The sequence below is a fragment of the Pseudomonas sp. ADAK2 genome, from assembly GCF_012935755.1.
In the GTDB taxonomy this organism is placed as follows: Bacteria; Pseudomonadota; Gammaproteobacteria; order Pseudomonadales; family Pseudomonadaceae; genus Aquipseudomonas.
Map to the genome: position 1 here is coordinate 633,599 of NZ_CP052862.1, position 16,548 is coordinate 650,146.

General features: G+C 59.7%; 17 protein-coding genes and 2 tRNA genes. 12 read left to right on the plus strand and 7 right to left on the minus strand.

Annotated features, from left to right (window positions below):
- Positions 1 to 39 precede the first annotated feature (39 nt).
- Both HKK52_RS02855 and HKK52_RS02860 read left to right on the plus strand, forming a co-directional pair.
- Positions 40 to 1,497 (plus strand): NAD-dependent succinate-semialdehyde dehydrogenase, encoded by a 1,458-nt coding sequence (locus HKK52_RS02855; RefSeq protein WP_169369285.1) that lies wholly within the window; start codon positions 40 to 42, stop codon positions 1,495 to 1,497.
- 27 nt (positions 1,498 to 1,524) lie between these two features.
- A complete protein-coding gene (locus HKK52_RS02860) occupies positions 1,525 to 2,604 on the plus strand; it encodes a tartrate dehydrogenase (protein ID WP_123508190.1) in 1,080 nt (359 codons plus the stop codon).
- Positions 2,605 to 2,744: 140 nt separating this feature from the next.
- On the opposite strand, the gene HKK52_RS02865 is transcribed toward HKK52_RS02860, so the two are convergent.
- Positions 2,745 to 3,671: a 2-hydroxyacid dehydrogenase gene (locus HKK52_RS02865; protein ID WP_169369287.1), complete on the minus strand. Its 927-nt coding sequence runs from the start codon at positions 3,669 to 3,671 to the stop codon at positions 2,745 to 2,747.
- Positions 3,672 to 3,942: 271 nt separating this feature from the next.
- Between HKK52_RS02865 and gabT the strand changes: the two genes are divergently transcribed.
- The 10 genes from gabT to HKK52_RS02915 all read left to right on the plus strand — a co-directional run bounded on the left by gabT (position 3,943) and on the right by HKK52_RS02915 (position 11,930).
- Positions 3,943 to 5,235, plus strand: a complete 1,293-nt coding sequence (gabT, locus tag HKK52_RS02870; protein ID WP_169369289.1) for a 4-aminobutyrate--2-oxoglutarate transaminase — start codon at positions 3,943 to 3,945, stop codon at positions 5,233 to 5,235.
- 95 nt (positions 5,236 to 5,330) lie between these two features.
- Positions 5,331 to 5,987: a 2-haloalkanoic acid dehalogenase gene (locus tag HKK52_RS02875; RefSeq protein WP_169369291.1), complete on the plus strand. Its 657-nt coding sequence runs from the start codon at positions 5,331 to 5,333 to the stop codon at positions 5,985 to 5,987.
- Positions 5,988 to 6,032: 45 nt separating this feature from the next.
- Positions 6,033 to 6,521 (plus strand): Lrp/AsnC family transcriptional regulator, encoded by a 489-nt coding sequence (locus HKK52_RS02880; protein WP_008055821.1) that lies wholly within the window; start codon positions 6,033 to 6,035, stop codon positions 6,519 to 6,521.
- A 427-nt stretch (positions 6,522 to 6,948) separates the two neighbouring features.
- Complete coding sequence (locus tag HKK52_RS02885; RefSeq protein WP_237150661.1) at positions 6,949 to 7,719, plus strand: DUF4198 domain-containing protein; 771 nt, start codon at positions 6,949 to 6,951, stop codon at positions 7,717 to 7,719.
- A 27-nt stretch (positions 7,720 to 7,746) separates the two neighbouring features.
- The gene (locus HKK52_RS02890) at positions 7,747 to 8,952 is read left to right on the plus strand and encodes a DUF1624 domain-containing protein (RefSeq protein WP_149661183.1); all 1,206 of its coding nucleotides are present in this window, start codon (positions 7,747 to 7,749) and stop codon (positions 8,950 to 8,952) included.
- 66 nt (positions 8,953 to 9,018) lie between these two features.
- A complete protein-coding gene (locus HKK52_RS02895; RefSeq protein WP_169369295.1) occupies positions 9,019 to 10,362 on the plus strand; it encodes an OprD family porin in 1,344 nt (447 codons plus the stop codon).
- 228 nt (positions 10,363 to 10,590) lie between these two features.
- Positions 10,591 to 10,664 (plus strand) — tRNA-Cys (locus tag HKK52_RS02900).
- 195 nt (positions 10,665 to 10,859) lie between these two features.
- A tRNA-Leu gene (locus HKK52_RS02905) sits at positions 10,860 to 10,946 on the plus strand.
- A 166-nt stretch (positions 10,947 to 11,112) separates the two neighbouring features.
- On the plus strand, positions 11,113 to 11,463 hold the full coding sequence (locus HKK52_RS02910; protein ID WP_169369297.1) for a hypothetical protein: 351 nt from the start codon (positions 11,113 to 11,115) through the stop codon (positions 11,461 to 11,463).
- Between the two features lie 98 nt (positions 11,464 to 11,561).
- Complete coding sequence (locus HKK52_RS02915; RefSeq protein ID WP_169369299.1) at positions 11,562 to 11,930, plus strand: hypothetical protein; 369 nt, start codon at positions 11,562 to 11,564, stop codon at positions 11,928 to 11,930.
- Positions 11,931 to 11,942: 12 nt separating this feature from the next.
- Here the strand turns inward: HKK52_RS02915 and HKK52_RS02920 are convergent, their stop codons facing one another.
- The 6 genes from HKK52_RS02920 to HKK52_RS02945 all read right to left on the minus strand — a co-directional run bounded on the left by HKK52_RS02920 (position 11,943) and on the right by HKK52_RS02945 (position 16,476).
- Positions 11,943 to 12,278 (minus strand): hypothetical protein, encoded by a 336-nt coding sequence (locus HKK52_RS02920; RefSeq protein ID WP_169369301.1) that lies wholly within the window; start codon positions 12,276 to 12,278, stop codon positions 11,943 to 11,945.
- Positions 12,279 to 12,403: 125 nt separating this feature from the next.
- Entirely contained in the window at positions 12,404 to 12,688 is a 285-nt protein-coding gene (locus tag HKK52_RS02925; RefSeq protein ID WP_169369303.1) for a hypothetical protein, read from the minus strand.
- Positions 12,689 to 12,985: 297 nt separating this feature from the next.
- Positions 12,986 to 13,216 carry a hypothetical protein gene (locus HKK52_RS02930; RefSeq protein WP_133836423.1) on the minus strand — a complete coding sequence of 77 codons (231 nt, stop codon included), beginning with the start codon at positions 13,214 to 13,216 and terminating at the stop codon, positions 12,986 to 12,988.
- Positions 13,217 to 13,345: 129 nt separating this feature from the next.
- Positions 13,346 to 13,567 carry a hypothetical protein gene (locus HKK52_RS02935; RefSeq protein WP_169369305.1) on the minus strand — a complete coding sequence of 74 codons (222 nt, stop codon included), beginning with the start codon at positions 13,565 to 13,567 and terminating at the stop codon, positions 13,346 to 13,348.
- Between the two features lie 84 nt (positions 13,568 to 13,651).
- Positions 13,652 to 15,289 (minus strand): ABC-F family ATP-binding cassette domain-containing protein, encoded by a 1,638-nt coding sequence (locus tag HKK52_RS02940; RefSeq protein ID WP_169369307.1) that lies wholly within the window; start codon positions 15,287 to 15,289, stop codon positions 13,652 to 13,654.
- A gap of 143 nt (positions 15,290 to 15,432) precedes the next feature.
- A complete protein-coding gene (locus HKK52_RS02945) occupies positions 15,433 to 16,476 on the minus strand; it encodes a DNA topoisomerase IB (RefSeq protein WP_169369309.1) in 1,044 nt (347 codons plus the stop codon).
- Positions 16,477 to 16,548: the final 72 nt, after the last annotated feature.

Below are 16,548 nucleotides of genomic sequence, written 5' to 3' on the forward strand. Positions count from 1 at the left end.
CTCCCTAGACTTGAGCATGTCTCGGATCAGGACTCGACCATGCTCAAGAATCGTTTGAAAGACCCCAGCCTTCTGGCAGAACTCGCGTATGTGGACGGGCAGTGGATCGGCGCTGACAGCGCCGCGACCCTGGACGTCATCGACCCGGCCAGCGGCCAGTTACTCGCCCGCGTCCCCGCCATGCAAGGCACGGAAACCCGGCGTGCCATTGAGGCTGCCGATAAAGCCTGGCCAGCCTGGCGCGCACGTCCGGCGGCGGAACGAGCGGCGCTGCTGGAGCGTTGGTATCAGGCCATGATCGACAACCTTGACGACCTGGCACTGATCATGACCTGCGAACAGGGCAAACCGCTGAACGAAGCCAAGGGCGAAATCCGCTACGGCGCCGGTTTCGTCAAATGGTTCGCCGAGGAAGCCCGGCGGGTCTACGGCGAAACCATGCCGGCCCCCAGCGGCGACCGCCGATTGCTGACGCTCAAACAACCAGTGGGTGTCTGCGCCGCGATCACCCCGTGGAATTTCCCCAACGCAATGATCACCCGCAAATGCGCGCCGGCATTGGCGGCGGGTTGCCCGATCATCGTCAAACCCTCTGACCTGACGCCGCTGTCGGCCCTCGCGTTGGCGGTACTGGCTGAACGGGTCGGCATTCCGGCCGGAGTCTTCAACGTGGTAACCGGCATGCCCGCCGGCATCGGTGAAGAGCTGACCGGCAACCCGACGGTGCGCAAGATTTCCTTCACCGGTTCCACCGCCGTGGGCCGCTTGTTGATGCGCCAAAGCGCCGAGCACATCAAGCGCTTGAGCCTGGAACTGGGCGGTAATGCGCCGTTTATTGTGTTCGACGACGCGGACCTGGAGCAGGCCGTGGCCGGGATCATGCTCAGCAAGTTTCGCAACGCCGGCCAGACCTGCGTCTGCGCCAACCGCATTCTGGTGCAGGACGGCATCTATGAACGCTTCGCCCAACGGCTGGTGGAGGAGGTCGGCAAACTCAAGGTCGGCAACGGCCTCGACGCCGACATTACCATTGGCCCGCTGATCAACCCCGCTGCGGTGAGCAAAGTCGCCCGGCACATCGACGATGCCCTGAGCCAGGGCGCGACACTGCTTTGCGGCGGCATTCCCGAAGGCGACAACCAGTTCGTGCAGCCCACGGTCCTCGGCGATACCCACGCCGGCATGCTGTTGGCCAACGAAGAAACTTTCGGCCCGGTCGCGCCACTGATGCGTTTTACCGATGAAGCCGAAGCCCTCGCGCTGGCCAATGCCACGCCTTATGGCTTGGGCGCCTACTATTTCACTCAGGATCTGCGCCGTTCATGGCGTTTTGGCGAGGCATTGGAGTTCGGCATGGTCGGCCTCAACACCGGGATCATTTCCATGGAAGTCGCGCCGTTCGGTGGCATCAAGCAATCGGGCCTGGGCCGCGAAGGCAGCAAGTACGGCCTCGACGAATACCTTGAAGTCAAAGCCTTCCACATTGGCGGGCTGTAATTCACAGACACTGGGGAGGCACGATTGATGAGCAAGACATTCAGAATCGCCGCGATTGCCGGCGATGGCATCGGCAAGGAGGTGCTGCCGGAAGGCTTGCGCGTGCTGGAGCAGGCGGCGAAGAAATGGCAGCTCGATTTGAGCATCGAAGTGCTCGACTGGGCGCACTGCGATTACTACCTGGAACACGGGCAGATGATGCCCGACGACTGGTTCGAACAGCTCAAGGGTTTTGATGCGATCTACTTCGGCGCCGTGGGCTGGCCGGACAAGGTGCCGGACCACATTTCCCTGTGGGGTTCGCTGCTGAAGTTTCGCCGCGACTTCGACCAGTACGTGAACATCCGCCCGGTGCGGCTGTTTCCGGGTGTGCCGTGCCCGTTGGCCGGACGCAAACCGGGGGACATCGATTTCGTGGTGATTCGCGAGAACACCGAGGGCGAGTACTCCTCGGTCGGCGGCAAGATGTTCGAAGGCACCGAGCATGAGTTTGTGCTGCAAGAATCGGTGTTCACCCGCCGTGGCGTCGACCGGATTCTCAAGTTCGCCTTCGAACTGGCCCAGACCCGCCCGCGCAAACGCCTGACGGCGGCGACCAAGTCCAACGGGATCTCCATCAGCATGCCGTACTGGGACGAACGCACGGCATTGATGGCGGCGAAGTACCCGGAGATCACCTGGGACAAGCAGCACATCGACATTCTGTGCGCGCGCTTTGTGCTGCAACCCGATCGGTTTGATGTGGTGGTGGCGTCGAACCTGTTTGGCGACATCCTCTCCGACCTCGGGCCGGCGTGTGCCGGGACCATTGGCATTGCGCCTTCGGCCAACCTTGATCCGGAGCGGCGCTTTCCTTCGTTGTTTGAGCCCGTACATGGCTCGGCGCCGGATATTTACGGGCAGAACATCGCCAATCCGATTGCGATGATCTGGTCCGGGGCGTTGATGCTCGACTTCCTGGGCAATGGCGACGAGCGCTATCGCGCAGCGCATGACGGGATTTTGCAGGCGATTGAGCGGGTGATTGCGGACGGGCCGATCACGCCGGATCTGGGCGGGAAGGGCTCGACGCAGGATGTTGGTAAAGCCATCGCGGACATTCTCTAGAGCGAATGATCGTTCCCACGCTCCGCGTGGGAATGCAGCCTGGGACGCTCAGCTTCCCATCAAGAGCCGAACGCGGAGCGTCCGAAGAGGCATTCCCACGCGGAGCGTGGGAACGATCTACCTGTAGGCGCGAGGTATGTTCAGTAGCCCTGAGTGCGGTCGATCTGGCCCACCATCGGCTCCCCCCGCCCAAACCGCCGAATATTCTCCAACAACACCCCAAACGCACTCTCCGGCTGAGTCATCGCGGCAATATGCGGTGTCAGCAGAATCTGCGGATGTCCCCAAAACGGATGATCCGCCGGTGCCGGTTCTTCCTGCAGCACATCCAGCACCGCGCCACTGAGTTGCCCGCTCTCCAGCGCCTCCAGCAGATCACTCTCCACCAGATGCCCGCCACGACCCATGTTAATCAGCGCCGCACCCTGTGGCAGTTGGCGAAACAGCTCCCGATCAAGAATCCCCTGGGTCTGTTCAGTCAGCGGCAACACGCACAACAAAATATCGCACTGGCTGAGAAACGCCGGCAGTTGCTCCCGACCGGCAAAGCAATCCACGCCAGGCACCTGATGCGCACTGCGCGCCCAACCCTTCAACGCAAACCCCAACGGTTGCAATGTCGCCAGAATCTGCTGCGCCTGCGCACCCAGTCCCATCACACCCACTCGACGCTTGCTCGCCGGTTGCAGCAGATGTGCCTGCCAACACCGCGCCATCTGCTGCTGCCGATAACGCAGCATGTCGCGATGCAGGCTCAGCACGGCAAAACTGGCGTATTCGCACATGCCGCGGGTGATGCCCGGATCGAGCAAACGCACCACCGGCAAACTTTCAGGCAAACGGCTGAGATCCAGTTGATCAACCCCGGCGGACAGCGCAAACAGCACTTTCAGATTCGGCAGCAAAGCCTCCAGATCGTCGGGCGCCTGCCACGCCGCCAGATATTCAATCTGCGACGGATCGCCAATGTCCGGCCAGGCGCGCCATTCGATATCGGGGGCGTGTTCGGCGAACAGCGCTTGCCACTGTTCGCCGCGCACAGGGTCAGCTTTATAAAGCAGGGCCATGGGCAATTCCTGATAAATGAAGGTGCTCTCATCATCGCCCAACGCCAGCGCAGGATCTGTCGAAAGGGCCGGGTTAAACGGCTTGCGCCATGTTGTATCGGCGAAGTGGCGGCAGATTCGGCGGGCAAAAGGAATCTGCCGTTTGGCAGGGTGAAAACAGTCGATCCGAATTTCTCAGGGGCCAAGTTCGGCGTAGTTCGTTTCGCCCAAGCCTTAACCTGAACACCATCGCAACCACCTTCCGGTTGCCGGACTCACGATGGGAAATGCCATGAATAGCAAAGTCGACGACACCCCTCTTTTGCTCCGTCAGCGCGATCAATTCGTGCCGCGTGGCCTGGTTACCGCTCACCCGTTGGTGATCGATCGCGCCCAAGGCGCCGAATTGTGGGACGTGGACGGCAAGCGTTACCTGGATTTCGTCGGCGGCATCGGTGTGCTGAACATCGGCCACAACCACCCCAAAGTGGTCGCGGCGGTGCAGGCGCAACTGCAAAAGGTCTCCCATGCCTGCTTCCAGGTAGTCGCCTATCAACCTTATCTGGATCTGGCCCAGCGCCTGTGCGAAATGATCGGTGGTAAAGACCCCTATAAAGCGGCGTTCTTCACTTCCGGCGCCGAGGCTGTGGAAAACGCGGTGAAGATCGCCCGGGCGCACACCAATCGTTCGGCGGTGATCGCTTTCCGCGGCGGCTTCCACGGACGGACCTTGCTCGGCACCACACTGACCGGCATGAGCCAGCCGTACAAACAGAACTTCGGGCCGTTCGCACCGGAGGTGTTTCACACGCCGTATCCGAATGCTTATCGCGGGGTCACCAGCGACATGGCGCTCAAGGCACTGGACGAACTGCTCGCCACTCAGGTTGCGCCAGAGCGGGTCGCCGCGATCATCATCGAGCCGGTGCAGGGGGACGGCGGTTTCCTTTCGGCGCCTGTGGAGTTCCTCAAGGGGCTGCGGGCGCTGACCGAAAAACACGGCATCGTGCTGATCCTCGATGAAATCCAGACCGGTTTCGGCCGTACCGGCACGTGGTTCGGTTTCCAGCACGCCGGCATCCAGCCTGACCTGGTAACCGTCGCCAAGAGCCTGGCCGGTGGCTTGCCGCTGTCGGGTGTGGTCGGCAAAGCCGCGATCATGGACGCGCCGTTGCCCGGCGGCCTCGGTGGCACCTATGGCGGCAACGCCTTGTCTTGCGCGGCGGCACTGGCGGTAATCGATGCCTTTGAAGAAGAACAACTGCTGGCGCGCGGCGAAGCGTTGGGCGAGCGCCTGCGTCAAGGACTGCTGCGCTTGCAAACCCGTCACCCGCAAATCGGCGACGTGCGCGGTACCGGGTTCATGCTCGCCATCGAGCTGATCAAGAACGACGAGGCCCGCACCCCGGACGCGGACCTGAACCAGCGGCTGATCGATGAAGCGCGCAAGGGTGGTTTGCTGGTGATCAAGTGCGGCGTGTACCGCAACGTGCTGCGCTTCCTCGCGCCGTTGGTGACCACCGAAGCACAGGTCGATGAAGCGCTGCAGATTCTCGAAGCGGCTTTGGCACGGGTCTTGAACTGAGCTCCAGCCGGCTCGGGGCGCTGCTGCAAGGCAGTGCCCGTGAGCCTTTATGGAGCATGGATGGATGGAATGCATCATTGGAGGCTTTGCACACCATGGGGCTGACTGATTACCGAGCGCTGCTCATCGATTGCGATGCAGTCCTGGTCGACCGCGACTCGGGCGTCTGGGCGGCGTTGCAACCGTTGCTCGACAACCGGGGCGGGCACCCGGACAAGGAACAGGTGCTGGCCGAGTACGGCGAAGTGGTGCGTGCGCTGTACCCGCGCTTCGGTGAGCTAGGCTTCAGTGGACTGCTGTGTTTCGCCCATCGCCAGTTGGCCGAGCGCTGGGGTCTGAAAGCCAGTTGGGAGGAGGGCATGAGCTTCGCCCGTTCGGTGGCTGGATGGTCGCTGTTCGAGGACGCGCCGGGAGCGATGTTGTACCTGCGCAAGTTCTATCGCCTGCTGGTGCAGGGTGATCGGGATGCCGAGGATCGCGGGTTGCTCTGCGAGCGCCTGGGGATCATGCCCGATGACTTTATCTCCCTGGCCAGTGACCCTTTGCAAGACACGCAATGGCTGCAGGACAACGGGTTCAAGCCCGGCGACATCCTGCAAGTGACCCGGCCTTCCGCCAGTGGTCAGGCGAGTCGCGATGTGTGCCTGATCTGCCGCGGCCGGGTCAAACCCCCGACACCGTGCGCGGCGGATTACTGCATCAACAGCATGGCGGATCTGGTGGCTCAGCATCAGCTGTCTTTACGGCGCTGATTTTGCTAGAAGATTGTCTTACAAACGGCAGTCAAGAGGTACGTAATGGAAGGTTTAGTCAAACTGGACCGGATCGACATCAGCATTTTGGTTGAGCTGCAAAAGGACGGGCGCATGACCAACGTCAGCCTCGCCGATGCCGTGGGATTATCAGCCAGCCCCTGCCTGCAACGGGTCAAGCGGCTGGAATCGGCCGGGTATATTTCCAGCTACAAGGCGCACCTGAACCTGGCGAAAATCACTGATTCGGTGACGGTCTTCACCGAGATCACCCTCAGCGACCACAAGCGCGAAGACTTCGCCAAGTTCGAGTCCAACATCCGCCTGGTGGATGAAGTGCTCGAGTGCCATTTGATCAGCGGTGGCTACGATTACCTGGTGCGCTTCATGACCCGCAGCATTCAGCATTACCAGGAAGTGATCGAAAGCCTGCTGGACAAGAATATTGGCATCTCGAAGTACTTCAGTTACATCGTCATCAAATCCCCCGTGCTCAAGGACGGCGTGCCGTTGCGCAAGTTGTTGCGGCACTGAAGCCCCCCCATCACTCCTGTAGCAGCCTGCGTTCGGTTGCGTTCGGCTGCGAAGCAGTCGCAAATACGGTTTGCCGGTGTGCCTGAAAGACCGCATTTTCTGATTTTACGACTGCTTCGCAGCCGAACGCAGGCTTCGCCAGCTGCTACAGAGCGTGCGTGCTGCGAATTCTTCAATGCACCGCGTTTGGACATTCCCCCGCTAGATCCCGTCTACCCGCCTCATCCTGGCGCAAGCCGCATAAATAGCTGTTTCGAGCCCTCAAAACAGTGTCCAGGTACCCCTTGAGTCATGAATTCGCAACAAAGCGCAAAAGTCTCTGCGCTGTAATGCGTACAGAGAGAGGGGTGCGGTTTGTTGAGTCGCTGATTTCGAGGCGGCGTTAGCGAATCGCTGAATAACACCAATCGGAGCCAAAAAAATGCGAATGAGCAACGCAAAAGCACTGTTGGGTTACGGCGCGTTCCTGCTGGCGGGCAGCAGCGAAGCGCATCAGATCTGGTACGAACAGCCACCGGGGCAACCCTTGGCGTTGTACTACGGCGAATATGACAAGAACATCCTGGAAGTCACACCGGGCGGGATGGACCGGTTCCAGCAACTCAAGGGTTGGTCGATTGGCAACAATTCGAAACCATTGAATCTGACCTTGCAACGCCAGGCGTTTGCGGTGGCGCATCAGGCCAAGAGTGATGACTCCCTGTTGGCTCAGGACCCGCATTATCCGATCTTCGACCTGCACGAAGCGGATAAAACCCTGAAGGCCCACTGGACGCCGGCGACCCGTTGGGTCGGCGATTTGCGCGCCCGAACCCCGGAACTGACCCTGGACATCGTGCCCACCGGCCTCGTCGACGGCAACAAAGCGCAGTTCCAAGTGTACTATTCGCAAAAACCGCTGGCGGATCAGGACGTTATGCTGGAAACCGGTTCCGGTGAAGTCTTCACCCAGCGCACCGATGCGACGGGCAAAGTCAGCTTCGAGTTGCCCTGGCAGGGCACGTATGTGGTGGCGGTCGAATACAAGGACCGAACGCCGGGTGAACGGGTCGGTCCGCAAGGCAAGACCAAGCCGTACGACCTCAAGAGCTTCAGCTCGACGCTGTCGTTCTATCGGGCCCAGGGCAAGCCGCCATTGCCGCGGGCACCGTCGCAGCTGCCGGCCTCCGAAGTCGCCCGGTTGAAGAAACAGGCCTGATCCATCGTCCCCACAGGAGTCACCACTATGTCCCAATCTTCAGGATTGGCCGGGCAGGCGGGAAGTGTTTCCGCTGCGCTGGCCACCCCCGCGGTAAAAGCCAACACCCGGATGCTGGCGATCGATGCCCTGCGCGGTTTTGTCATGCTGTTGATGCTGATCGACCACGTGCGCGAAACCTTTCTGCTGCACCGTCAGGTCACCGACCCGATCGACGCCTTGAGCGTCACGCCGGACCTGTACTTCACCCGCATGCTCAGCGAAATCTGCGCGCCGGTGTTCATCTTCCTCACTGGCCTGTCAGCCTGGCTCTACAGCCAGAAACACACCGCCAGCGAAACCTCGGTGTTCCTGCTCAAGCGCGGGTTCTTTCTGGTGTTTCTGGAGATCACCTTTGTCTGCTTCGCCTGGAACGCCGAGTTCCCGCCCAAGACCCTGTGGCTGCAGGTGATCTGGTGCATCGGTATCTGCATGATCGTGCTCGCCGGGTTGCTGCACTTCAAACGCAGCTGGCTGATTGTGCTGGGGCTGGTCATCGTCGCCGGGCATAACCTGTTCGATAACGTCGTCGTCGGGCCGGAATCGCCGTTCTATGTGCCGTGGTCGATCCTGCATCAGAAGGTGTTTATCGACATCACCGAGTTCACCCGGGCGCGCACGACCTATCCGGTGCTGCCGTGGATCGGCGTGATTCTTCTGGGGTGGGGCATCGGGCCGTGGTTCGGCAAGGACATGGAACCGGCGGAGCGGATTTCCCGCCTGGTCAAGCTCGGCGCGGGCTTGCTGGTGGCCTTTGTGTTCATCCGTTACCTGAACGTTTACGGCGAGAAGCCGTGGGTGCAGACCGGCGATTCGTTGCGCACCTTCATGAGCTTCATGAGCGCGAAGAAGTACCCGCCGTCGCTGATGTTCCTGATGCCAACCCTTGGTCTCGGTCTGCTCCTGCTGGCGTTGTTCGAGAAGCTGCAGGATCGCTGGTCCACCGCGACACTGGCGATCTACGGCGGGGCGCCGATGTTTTTCTATTTGCTGCACCTGTACGTGCTCAAAGCCATGTACCTGGTGGCCGTCGCGATCTGGGGCGCCAATCAGGGTGCGTATTACGGCTTCGACAACCTGCCCACAGTGTGGCTGTGGAGCGTGATCCTCGGCGTGTTGCTGTTCTTCCCGACGCGCTGGTTCGCCAGCCTCAAGCAGCGCCGTCGCGACATCGCGATCCTCAAATACCTCTGAGTTGCCCAATGGTGTCCCCCGGTTGGCGGGACACCTTGCAGACCCCGAATGCTGTGGAGTTGCCCTGTGAAAACCCTATCGACACACACCCTGCTACTGGCCTTGGGCGGGCAGTCCTTGCTCGCCCTGGCTTCGGAACAAGACAACGCCAAAGGCTTTGTCGAAGACAGCCAGTGGAGCCTGCTCAACCGCAGCGTCTACGACCGCCGCGACTATGAACACGGTGCGCTGAGCAACGGCGCGCGCAATGCCTACAAACCCCGCGCCCAACGTAGCGACCTCGCCGAGGAATGGGCCTACGGCCTGATGGCCGATTTCACCTCCGGCTACACCCGTGGCACCGTAGGATTTGGTGTCGACGCCCATGTCTATTCCGGCTGGAAACTGGACAGCGGAGGCGGGCGGGCCGGCAAGGCGCGGTTGCTCGGCGTGGATAACGACGGCCATCCCAAGGATGAATTCAGTCGTGGTGGCGCGGTGGCCAAGCTGCGCTTTTCTTCCACCGAACTGCGTTACGGCGAGCAACGGGTGAAAACCCCGGTGTTCGGCTCCTCCGACAGCCGCCTGCTGCCGGAAACCGCCACCGGCTGGCTGCTGACCAGTCGCGAACTGCCCGCGACCACGCTGTATGGCGGTCACTTCAACGAAAGCACCGATCGCAACGCCACCAGCCACGACCAAGGCTTTGTGGTCAATTACTCCAACGGCAAGCAGGGCGACAGCTTCGACCTGGTGGGCGTGCGCAACACCACTGTCAAAGGGCTCAATGCCAGCCTGTTCAGTGCGGTCTACGCCGATACCTGGCGCCAGCACTATTTGGGCGCGGTCTACACCCAACCTTTGGCCGAAGGTCAGGACCTGACCTTCGATCTCAATCTGTATCGCACCCAGGACACTGGCAAAGCCTTGTCCGGCCGGATCGACAACACGACATGGAGTTTTCTCACGACATATAAGGCCGGAGCCCACAGCTTCGGCCTGGGTTATCAGAAAGTCGACGGCGACACGCCCTACGACTACGTCACCCGCGGCGCGATCTACTTGAGCAACGCCGTGGCCCTGTCCGACTTCAACGCCCCGCAGGAGGCGTCCTGGCAGGCGCGCTACGACCTGAACATGGCCGGCTACGGCATCCCCGGCCTGACCTTCGGCGCACTGTATGTTCGTGGCAGCGGGATCGATGGCAGCCACATGGACCCGAACGGCGGTTACAAATGGTTGGGTTACGGGCAGGGCGGCAAACACTGGGAACGTGATCTCCAGGCCAAATACGTGGTGCAATCCGGCGCAGCGAAAAACCTCGCGTTCACTTTGCGCCATGCGGTGCACCGGGGGAATGCGGCGCAGGCGGAGCTGGATGCCAACCAGATTCGGCTGGCAGTGGAGTATCCGCTGGGTGGGAAATTCTGAATTGCGAACGTGACGTAGCGTGAAACCGGGGGCGATCAGCCGGGCAGAAATTTTTTTGAAATCAAGGGGTTGCCAGCCTCGGGAAATCAGTACATAATTCACGCCATCGAAAGCACTGACGGCTGAAAAAGCTCAATGTTTTCAACGAGTTAGAGAATGATTTAATCAACTCTCGAAGCTCAGCGTTTGTATGCATTTGGTGTCGTGCTACTGACATCAGATGTTTGAGGCCGAGTAGCAAAATGGTTATGCAGTGGATTGCAAATCCACCTACGCCGGTTCGATTCCGACCTCGGCCTCCACTTTAAACGAGCTCCGTAGATCCTTGATCTACGGAGCTTTTTTATTTTCGCTGTCCTGCAAGATTTAGTCTTGAAAAGGCCATCTGCGAACTTGCTTCACGGGGGAGGGATGTATATATTTCCACCTCTGCTGCACAAGCGTCAGAACTGCCAGGTTGTATCTCCGCAGTGTTCAGACCGCTTCACCGCGCTACCGCCCGAATGGCGAAACTGGTAGACGCATGGGACTTAAAATCCCCCGCTCGTAAGGGCGTGCCGGTTCGATTCCGGCTTCGGGCACCATCTAAAATCAAGGGTTTGCGGGCGAAAGCTGATGCAAACCCTTGTTTGTTTCTGGTCCATTCATTTTGATCATTCCTGCCTAAAGCACTCAAGAAACCGACCTGTTTGGCCGATACGTTTTCGGGCCAGGCATTGATGCCAATCAACTTGAGTAAGGGAGTTTCAAATGGTTCTGCGTAAAATGTTCGCACGTCTAGGCATTGTGATGATCGCGGGTGGGTACGTTGTTTCAGCCCAGGCTACTGGTGACGCTGCCAAGGATCACAACACGGCCATTGCGCTGGTCGCTATGACCCAAGCGTGTGCTGAGCAACATCCCGACGCGGGAATATCCCTGGAAAAAAACGTGCTTAAAGAGAAGGCGAGCCTGACTCCCGAGATGGAGAAAACCATCAAAGAGTCGGGGACAAACCCTGTGTACGCCAGTGAAGTGAAGGAATCGTACGATTTCTTCACTACGCCCGACGGCCTAGGCCTTCTGAAAAGCATCTGTAAAGAAATGATCGCTACGGAGTAGTGGTGCTTTAAGTTATATATCAAAGGCCTGCGTGAGGTTTCTCATGCAGGCCTTGTTGTTTCTGCTGCATTATTTTTGACAGGCATGGAGCTTGGATTTTGATTTCATTGATGAAAAAGACAGCCCTCGTACTCAGCATTGCGCTGGTGGGCTTGAGTGGTATTCCGGCGGCAATGGCCCAGGAGCCTACCAATCGCGAGGTCGCGGTGATGACTGTTGCGATGAAGAGGACGTGCTCACACTTGAACCCTGCCGGGAAATATTCCCTTCGCAACGTCATGGATGACCCGCAGTCGGGGCTGACGGAGGAGATGAAAAAAGAAATTCTCATCGCCGACAAGTCCCCTGACTACGAACAGGAAATTCAGTTGGCCCGGGATAAGACCGAGGGCGACATAACAGGCAGGGCGGCAGTTGCCTTGGTATGCAGGAATTTTGAACCGCCCAAGGGTTTCTGGCCCTGGTAGGGCAATGCGGTGCTAATCGCCCAGTTTCATGACGGTCTTGCACCGGATGCATTGAGCTTCGCACTCGGTGTAAACCTGATAGGCCAGGAGGCGGCGGCTGTTGAGTGATTCGTCTCCAGGCCGGTAAAGGAATTCCATGAACTTTCTGCACTCGGGGCAGCGCACAAAGCAGGACAGCAGAAAGAACACGCAAACGCCGCTGATTTGCAGGACCGCGAAGATTTCAAAATGACGCTTGGCTGAGTGATCGAACCAGAACCAGGCCATGTAGATAAGGCTACCCCAGAAGCTGGCGGAGCACAGAAGGGCCGCCACGAAGGCGACCCAGCGATTTTTTAGTGTTTTCAAGTAAGAGTCCATTCTGAAAATGCCGCGCCATTATGCGGGGACGGGCGGTAATTTTCAGCTTTGGCGTGTTCTTGGGGGGTGCTTCAGAAAGGAGTCGGGCCGATCAGATCGGCCCGACGGGAATATCAAACGAATGCCTGTCCGCGGAATCCTCGCGGCAATCTCTGTCGCCCTGGCATGGCCGTCAGCCGCTGAACCCACTCTGCCCGCCAATCATTGGCGGTATGAGTCACCTTGGCCTTGCGCGCCGCACGACGTGTTGCGTTGCGTTCTTCTTTACGTGCGTCCTTGAACGCATCGGTGTTGCGGCAGCTTCTGCATTTCACCTGGTTCAGTATTTTGCTCGAAACCAACTGGGTACCGGTATGACCGCAGGCCAGATGCCCGCCGACTTTGAAGTGAGTAACCATGTGGAACGTCTCCTTCGTGACGTGTGTTTGTTTGACCTCCAGCCGTCGTCAGCGTTCGTAATGGGAACATCAGGCAAAAAAAAAGCCCGCATGCGGGCGGGCCAAGGGATTCTTCAAAGGAGTGGTTCCACAGTAGGCCGTCGATTGTGAACAGGATGTGAAAGGACTCGGGCAAAAAAAACCCCAGCGCGTGGCCGGGTTGCGGGTATGGCAGGAGGCTATCAGGCAGGCAGGGTCTCGGTGACACGGTTGTCGCCGTTCATGCTTCCTGAATCAGGCCTGTCCTTGAGTCGGATGTTATCTAAACCGTGGCAGTGGCGGTTCGACGGGGTGGAGCGACGACAGCGTGCTGCGAATCAGCGGTGCGTCTTTCTCGATGTCGTTCAGCCGGTCACGGATTTTCAGGGCCGTAGGGTGCCCGCCTTGGTGGTCGACCCAGTCGGCGATTTCCTTGCAGGCGGCCGCGAGGCGGGCCTGACGGGAGTCGAGCAGGGTGAGCAGGGTGGTGATGGACTCTTTTTCGGACATGACAAACACCTCCTTGAAGGAATCTGACAAGTGGCAGCAAAAAGCCCGCTGGTGCGAGCTTTCTGCCGATGGGGTCGCTGGTCCTTCAGCTTTTTTCAGTATAGACCCGGTTGGCAATCATGAGCCTTTTCAGCTTTGCCGGGCTGTCACTTGTGAGCGTGCATTGAGCTGTTGGCACTCACGTTGGGCATCTTTTTCAAGGTCGAAGCCGTCGCCGATAAAGCCGCGGGTGCGGGTATCGGCGATGCGGTACCAGACTTCGGCGTCGGGCGGTGCGTGGTCGATTTCTCCGGCGCGGCGGCCATGAATGATGATCTTGTTGCAACGTTTCACAACGAAAATGTCTTCCATGGCACCACCGTAGCTGATTCGTGTTGAGATCAACTATAGAAGCCCTTTGCGATCGTGCAAAAAATAGACAGGTCAGTTCGTCGGTTAGCACGCTGATCCAGCGCTGAACGGTCGTAATTGCCAGCCTGACCCGTGCCATTCCAAGGTGTGGGTCGGTGCCAGCGCCGTGAGAAACGCCTGGTCATGGGATACCGCGATGATCGCTCCGGGAAAGTCGCCCAACGCCTGTTCAAATGCCTCGATGGACTCAAGGTCCAGGTGATTGGTGGGCTCGTCGAGCAGCAGCAACTGCGCCGGTGTTTTGCGCCAGAGTGCGATGGCGATGGCTGCTTTAAGGCGTTCGCCGCCACTGAGCAAGCCGCTCGGCCGGGTGACCCGGCTTGCGTCCAGTTGCAGCTGAGCCAAGTGACTGCGCAACGTGCCTTCGTTCAACGGCGTGTCGAGCAAGCCCAGTTGCTCGACGATGGAGCGTTGATCATCAAGCAAGGCCAGTTGCTGATCGAGAAAAGCGCTGGACACGTGGGAAGTGCATTGACCCGAGCGCGGTGGAAAATCCCCGGCCAGCATGCGCAACAGGGTAGTTTTGCCACAACCGTTCGGCCCGCTGACGGCGATGCGCACCGGACCTGCTAATGCCAACGTCAGTCGGGTCGCAGACCAGGGCAGTTGCGCGTCAACCAGCGTCAACACCTGCCGGGTTGCCGGTACAGCGGTGCCTGGCAGGCTCACCACCACACAGGCTTCAGGAAGGACCTTGGCATTGGCTTCCCGGACTTGGGCATCGAGCCCGTTTTTGCGGGTTTGATGCGCCTGGCGCACCGGCCCCATGGCGTCCCGGGCTGCGCCTTTCATCTTGGCCTTTTCAAAGCCTGACACATTGGCGCTGTCGGCCTTTTTCAAGGTGCTGGCGGCGTGGCGCTGAATTGTGTCGTGCTCGCGCTGCAAGCGGTTTCGTTCGCGATGGCGCTCGGTTCGGGCCTGATTGACGACCATTTGCGCAGTGGCCTGGTCGATGTCCCGTTGGGCCTGGAACGCCTGGTAACTGCCGCCAAAGACTTTAGCACCGTGGGGTGTCAGTTCGACGATTCGTGTCATGTGGTTCAGTAGCTGCCGGTCATGACTGATCACGATCAAGCCGCCGCGCCATTGCTCAAGCCTGTGCATCAGCCAGCGACGTCCATCGGTGTCCAGGTGGTTGGTGGGTTCATCCAGCACCAACAGTTGCGCTTGGCCCAGGAGGGCGCCGATCAGGGCGATTCGCGCTTGTTGTCCTCCGCTCAAGTGTTGCGTCAGGTCTTCGGGATCGATATCCGCCAGCCCCGCCTCATCCAGTAACAGGCGCAAGCGTTCAGGCAGGTCCCAGCGATCCGCCAGGGTGTCGAAGTCTTCGCTTGAGGCATGGCCGAGATTCAGCCTGGCGAGGGCTTGCAACGCCGGTGCGCAACCGGTGGCGTCGGCAACGGTTTGTCCTTCAAGGGCTGAAAACGTTTGCGGGACATACGCAACGTGGCCCTGGCAGGTCAGGCTGCCAGCGGTGGGATTGAGTTGCCCGGCAATCAATCGCCCAAGCACGCTCTTGCCGACGCCATTACGGCCGACGATAGCGGTGGGGACGCGGTCGAAACTGAGGTTCAGTGAATCGAAAATCGTCTCGCCATTGGCGAACTGAAAACCCAGTTGGTTCAGGGAAACGAGTGCAGGCAGACGCGTGACGTGAGTCATCGGCACCTCCGAAAAATGTCGAAAAACCAACAAGCGCCGTAGGCGGCTTGTCGCGGAAACATTTTGGAAGGCTTAGTTGTTCACGTTGGCAGTCGTCCTGCGAGATGAGTAGGTCGCAAGCCTAGTCGAGTCACGCGGTTCGATCAAGGTAAGGTTTTTTCGGCAGCCTCGACCATTTGTTCGAGAAAAATCGCCAGCCCAACCTCTTCGGCCCTGAGGCCTTTGCGCACCCTTGGCCGCGGTAATTGAGCCAGCGCACCCAGCATAAAACCATCCAGGACCGCCGGGTGGATGTAGCACTTTCGGCACACTGCCGGGGTGTTGCCCAACTGTTTGGCGACGTTCTTCACCATCTCCACCACGTGCCGCTTGGCGTCGGATTCCGGTTCCCATTGCAGCTCGCGCAACACCGCCAACGCCAGCGCGCTGCCGGCCCAGGTGCGGTAATCCTTGGCGGTGAAGTCGGCGCCGGTGAGAGTTTGCAGGTAAGCGTTGACGTCGGAGGAGCTGACGGTGTGGCGCTCGCCATTTTCGTCGAGGTACTGAAACAGGTTTTGCCCGGGGATTTCCAGGCAACGCTTGATGATCCGCGCCAGGCGCCGGTCTTTCACGGTGATCTGGTGCTCGACGCCGCTCTTGCCGCGAAACTGGAACATGATCGCGCTGCCGTTGACCTCGACGTGCCGGCTGCGCAGGGTGGTCAGGCCATAGGAGCGATTGTCCCGGGCATATTGAGTGTTGCCGACGCGGATCAACGTCGCATCGAGCAAGGTAATGACCGTGGCCATGACCTTGTCCCGGCTGAATCCCGGGGCCTCCAGCAGGGCTTCCAGTTGTTTGCGCAGTTTTGGCAGGGCCTGGCCGAAATCCCTTAGCCGTGAGTATTTGTCGGCATCGCGCACTTCGCGCCAGCGCGCGTGATAACGGTATTGCTTGCGGCCCCGGGCATCACGGCCGGTGGCTTGCAGATGGCCGCGCGGGTCGGCGCTGATCCACACGTCGGTGTAGGCCGGCGGCACCGCCAGGGCGTTGATGCGCTTGATTTCGTCGGCATCGGTGATGCGCTGGCCCGCCGGATCGAAATAACAGAACTTGCCGCGCAGTTTCCTGCGGGTGATGCCAGGCTGGGTGTCATCGACGTAATGCAGGTCGGGCGGCAACACATCGGTCAGCGCGGTATCGGGCATGGCAGTAGTCCTTGGCAGCGAATCAGGGGCTTGTACTGCCATTGACCGCGTGCCGTCGCCGTGGTGCCAACA

What these genes read in the sequence shown, in the direction of transcription:
- HKK52_RS02855 (WP_169369285.1), top strand. Translation starts at nt 40, where the DNA reads ATGCTCAAGAATCGTTTGAAAGACCCCAGCCTTCTGGCAGAACTCGCG.
- gabT (WP_169369289.1), top strand. Translation starts at nt 3,943, where the DNA reads ATGAATAGCAAAGTCGACGACACCCCTCTTTTGCTCCGTCAGCGCGAT.
- HKK52_RS02885 (WP_237150661.1), top strand. Translation starts at nt 6,949, where the DNA reads ATGAGCAACGCAAAAGCACTGTTGGGTTACGGCGCGTTCCTGCTGGCG.
- HKK52_RS02940 (WP_169369307.1), bottom strand. Translation starts at nt 15,289, where the DNA reads ATGACTCACGTCACGCGTCTGCCTGCACTCGTTTCCCTGAACCAACTG.
- HKK52_RS02890 (WP_149661183.1), top strand. Translation starts at nt 7,747, where the DNA reads ATGTCCCAATCTTCAGGATTGGCCGGGCAGGCGGGAAGTGTTTCCGCT.
- HKK52_RS02875 (WP_169369291.1), top strand. Translation starts at nt 5,331, where the DNA reads ATGGGGCTGACTGATTACCGAGCGCTGCTCATCGATTGCGATGCAGTC.
- HKK52_RS02945 (WP_169369309.1), bottom strand. Translation starts at nt 16,476, where the DNA reads ATGCCCGATACCGCGCTGACCGATGTGTTGCCGCCCGACCTGCATTAC.
- HKK52_RS02865 (WP_169369287.1), bottom strand. Translation starts at nt 3,671, where the DNA reads ATGGCCCTGCTTTATAAAGCTGACCCTGTGCGCGGCGAACAGTGGCAA.
- HKK52_RS02910 (WP_169369297.1), top strand. Translation starts at nt 11,113, where the DNA reads ATGGTTCTGCGTAAAATGTTCGCACGTCTAGGCATTGTGATGATCGCG.
- HKK52_RS02880 (WP_008055821.1), top strand. Translation starts at nt 6,033, where the DNA reads ATGGAAGGTTTAGTCAAACTGGACCGGATCGACATCAGCATTTTGGTT.
- HKK52_RS02925 (WP_169369303.1), bottom strand. Translation starts at nt 12,688, where the DNA reads ATGGTTACTCACTTCAAAGTCGGCGGGCATCTGGCCTGCGGTCATACC.
- HKK52_RS02860 (WP_123508190.1), top strand. Translation starts at nt 1,525, where the DNA reads ATGAGCAAGACATTCAGAATCGCCGCGATTGCCGGCGATGGCATCGGC.
- HKK52_RS02930 (WP_133836423.1), bottom strand. Translation starts at nt 13,216, where the DNA reads ATGTCCGAAAAAGAGTCCATCACCACCCTGCTCACCCTGCTCGACTCC.
- HKK52_RS02935 (WP_169369305.1), bottom strand. Translation starts at nt 13,567, where the DNA reads ATGGAAGACATTTTCGTTGTGAAACGTTGCAACAAGATCATCATTCAT.